We start from the raw sequence: 3,469 nt of genomic DNA, 5'->3' as shown, positions 1-3,469 counted from the left end.
CAAGGGTATGGCTTTTCTAATTTTGATAATTTTAGAAATCGCGTATTAGCTTGTTTCTTGCATTAGATAAAATTATCACCATAAGTTCTGGAGAGCCGTCAGTCTTCGCCCCGCTCTTGCCTTCCTTTCCCATCAGCTCTGCTCTGTAGTTAGGGAGCTTGGTGTTAGAAATCATTCTTACTTCAACGCCCCAGTCACCAAGCTTGTTTATCCACAGTCGGGCGTAATTCATTCCGGTTGGTTCGCAGATTCCAATAACTTTATCGGCGTTGAAGCTTTCAATTTTTAATCTTAATTTATTCAAATTTTCAATGTTCGAGTGAAACACTTCGATATCGGCGTCAAAGTATTCATCACGGGGGCTGCTGGGTTTTTCCAGCATAAAACACGCGGCAATTGAAGACCGAGAAACGTCAATGCCTACGATTAAATATTTCATTTATTTTAGAGAGAGGAGGAGTGAAAAGGACAATAGAGCCTACGAATCTCCCAAAAGCAAATTAATGCTTACTTCACTGATTAAGGCTCGTTTATTTTGTCCGGTTTTTGGATGCGGGCTGGCGCTTACGAAGACAACATAGCAGTTGAGCTAATTTCATCTTTAAAGCGCCACTTGCCTTGCGACTCATCCCGCGACTCCCCCCTTTTTTGAGGGGAGTTTCGGCCGCTGAGTCAAGCGGCACTCATCAGGCGGCGGTGATTCTGATCGTGTTAGTTGCAACTAGCGCAACGTAGGCGTAAATGTGAGTGAGGTCTTTTGAAAGTGTCGGAAAAAATGTTTCAGTTCCAAAAGTTTCTAAGATGCGGTTTGCAGCGTTAATGTATGGATTTAATCATCGGTCGGGCGGCTGTTTTTGTAACATTCCCCGGGATTTGGCTTCTTTGATAATGAGAAAGACTTCTTGAGTTTCAGTCTCGGCAAATTCCCCAAATCGTTCTTTTGCAAGTTTTACGCACGTGGCAATATGATTTTTTGTCTGTTTGTTCATGGTATGCTGGGAGATGAATTGGTCAAGATAGCTTGGGTGCCAAGCGGTTAAAGTGTAATTTAGCCGCTTGTTTTTGTTCTTAGCTTTCGGTTGGTATCTCGACAAAGAAAGCATTGCATTTGGGGTGTTCGCTTTCCCCTCCCATAAATCTTGCAAGAGATGCGGTAATTTGCTCGTCGCTAATTTTCCCCATTTTTTTCACGACTTGATTTGACACATCAGAAACTATATCCCCGATTTCAGCCCCTGTTAGATGTTGTAGGGCCACCAGCAATAGGTTGCTAAATAGCGCAGTTGAAAAAATAACGGATTGCTCCCCAATGGGCAAATTCGCCATTGTGTTAACTGCGGGTACTGGGATATTGTCGGCAACGATCCGAATTGAATTGAGATTGAGTTCGCAACTATCTAGACAGTTGTCTAGCACTTCCGCTAGCTCCTGTAATTCGCGGTAATTCCCCTGGCTTTTTAGAATCAAGTCGGCGATATGTACATCTATGCCCACAATCTCGGCTTTGACTTCAGGTCGAACTGGGGGCAAGTCGGAATGCCTGTAAATAAAAGTATTGTGCATGATTAAAGAAGTAGTTAGGATGAGTCCGACACCTTGTCGGATCTATTTTTTTTGCCACTGATAGCTTTTTGATAGCTTTTCGATGGCACTCTGATAGCAAATCCTCTCTTTTTAGATTTAGATTTAATGTAGGCTTCCGCCCGATCGCAAATCTCTTCTTTTTCGGGCGTCAGTTCCGTTCCCTCACCCTTACCCTCAGGTAGCTTCTCGTCCGGCGGCTCGGTGTCACCAATCAGCATCTCAAGATACTTTGATACAGCCATTCCTGCTGCTGCGGCTTTCTTTTGCAGCAGTTGGTAAGCTTTGCCGCCGATGCGGACTTGCTTGGCTCTGTCCTCTGGATTTTCGTCCAGTGTCTCGCTAATCTTGGCCGCTGTAATGAGCTCCGGCGGGAAACCATCAACAACGGTTTGCCACTTGTCTTGCAGTTCGGAGTGGCCGTACTCATCAACCTTCGCGAACTTCAGAAGCGGTAGTGCTTGGGCTACGGATGTGGGGAGAATCTTGAATTTGGATTTGATGAGTTCCAAGCAGATTTGAGCCGCTTGGATAATCTTTTTACAGTAGAAGTGCGATCGCCCTAAAGCCAGCTTGCAGTATTCGGCAAAATCTACATATTTCTGCTTGTACAAGCGGTAACGCTGCACAGTGTAAAGCATGATTCCTTGTCGCACGTAGTCGAGGAACGAGCGTTTGATGCGCTGCGTGAGGAGTGAAATATCGTTATGCGGTGCTTCGCCGAGAATTTCATTCTCGAAGTCCAGAAGCGGTTGAAATTCCGCTTCTGACGGCTCGCACCAATCGTCGGAGAAGTCAATGTACATATTTAAAATTCCGACTGGTTGTTGACCACTTCAATTTCATGCGATGACGCATCTTGTAGCAAGAATCTCTTGTCAAAAGTCAGTCTCTGTGCGATCGGGTCAATCCCCAGTTTTTCTAAGAAAAACCTCAAACTTTCGTAATGTTGAGTGGCCTTCTCAATGTCTCTGATAAGGGTTTTTAGCGTGTAAGCTTTATTTTCTATTTCGAGTTCTAGCGCGCGGGCATTTTTTGCTAGGCGAGTCTCGGCGTCAAGACTAAGTAGCAATTGATCGATCTGGTCTTTCAACTCTTTGTAACCATCAGAAAGGTCATCTACGTCGCTGCTGACTTCGATTCTTCCGTCTTTCTGAAGGTTTTGCCAGTTGTCCTTTTTGTAGACGGGGATAGAAATCTTGATAAAAGCCATTGTTTTTCACCTGTTAGTTGGAAGGAGGAGAAGAAGCGATCGCCCTCGCTCAAAAAGCGATCGCAGTATAAGCATGATGGAAAGAATATGGGTCAACCATTTAGAAGCTTGCATCACCTCCCGGAGGCGCTCGCCCGCTCAAAAATGTTGCGCTGCGGGCGAACTTTTTAATGCGGTTTGCCCGATCGCCCGCAACGACAGCCATCGGCGGAAAACTGGGGGGTTTTGGCAAAGGCCGGCGAGCGAAAATCCCTGTGTCGGGCGGTTCGTCAGTGTCGATCGGGCGATCGCACCAAACGTCAAATGTGGGGATGGAAAAGTCGCAAGTGTCAAAACTTTCGTTAGCGCAGCCCTCAGAGAGGATCAGCATCCAGGAAATTTCCAAAGTGATGGAACTCGTTTCGATTGTTTCGATTGTTTCAGGCTCGTACTCGTCCAAACAAGGGGCCCATTCAACCATTGATGCTAATTCGATTTGAATCGGCTCCGTGCATTGCGAATCGAGCTCCGTGCATTGCGAATCGAGCTCCGTGCATTGCTCAAAAGATTCGTCAGAGCGATCGCACCAAGCGTCGTAAGGAATGAAAATTTAATAACTTTAGCGTCTGTTAAATAGTCGGCACTGCACGATAATTCCATTTTGGCAGATATTCATCAAAAATAATTTTCATTGTT

General features: G+C 45.5%; 5 protein-coding genes. All 5 read right to left on the bottom strand.

Annotated features, from left to right (window positions below; translation table 11 throughout):
- Nucleotides 1–31 precede the first annotated feature (31 nt).
- The 5 genes from JGK16_RS32360 to JGK16_RS32340 all read right to left on the bottom strand — a co-directional run bounded on the left by JGK16_RS32360 (nt 32) and on the right by JGK16_RS32340 (nt 3,254).
- Entirely contained in the window at nt 32–439 is a 408-nt protein-coding gene (locus JGK16_RS32360) for a hypothetical protein (protein ID WP_293193977.1), read from the bottom strand.
- A 629-nt stretch (nt 440–1,068) separates the two neighbouring features.
- A complete protein-coding gene (locus JGK16_RS32355; RefSeq protein WP_293193975.1) occupies nt 1,069–1,563 on the bottom strand; it encodes a hypothetical protein in 495 nt (164 codons plus the stop codon).
- A 14-nt stretch (nt 1,564–1,577) separates the two neighbouring features.
- Entirely contained in the window at nt 1,578–2,387 is an 810-nt protein-coding gene (locus JGK16_RS32350) for a hypothetical protein (protein ID WP_293193973.1), read from the bottom strand.
- 2 nt (nt 2,388–2,389) lie between these two features.
- The gene (locus JGK16_RS32345) at nt 2,390–2,794 is read right to left on the bottom strand and encodes a hypothetical protein (RefSeq protein ID WP_293187060.1); all 405 of its coding nucleotides are present in this window, start codon (nt 2,792–2,794) and stop codon (nt 2,390–2,392) included.
- 100 nt (nt 2,795–2,894) lie between these two features.
- Entirely contained in the window at nt 2,895–3,254 is a 360-nt protein-coding gene (locus JGK16_RS32340; RefSeq protein ID WP_293187059.1) for a hypothetical protein, read from the bottom strand.
- Between the last annotated feature and the right edge of the window lie 215 nt (nt 3,255–3,469).

Origin of the sequence: Microcoleus sp. PH2017_09_SFU_O_A (assembly GCF_020738625.1) — a bacterium.
GTDB lineage: Bacteria > Cyanobacteriota > Cyanobacteriia > Cyanobacteriales > Microcoleaceae > Microcoleus.
This window is presented reverse-complemented; position numbering and strand designations above follow the sequence as displayed.

Excerpts from the sequence above, each read along its gene's own strand:
- JGK16_RS32360 (WP_293193977.1), bottom strand. The coding sequence starts at position 439 with ATGAAATATTTAATCGTAGGCATTGACGTTTCTCGGTCTTCAATTGCC.
- JGK16_RS32355 (WP_293193975.1), bottom strand. The coding sequence starts at position 1,563 with ATGCACAATACTTTTATTTACAGGCATTCCGACTTGCCCCCAGTTCGA.
- JGK16_RS32350 (WP_293193973.1), bottom strand. The coding sequence starts at position 2,387 with ATGTACATTGACTTCTCCGACGATTGGTGCGAGCCGTCAGAAGCGGAA.
- JGK16_RS32345 (WP_293187060.1), bottom strand. The coding sequence starts at position 2,794 with ATGGCTTTTATCAAGATTTCTATCCCCGTCTACAAAAAGGACAACTGG.
- JGK16_RS32340 (WP_293187059.1), bottom strand. The coding sequence starts at position 3,254 with ATGGTTGAATGGGCCCCTTGTTTGGACGAGTACGAGCCTGAAACAATC.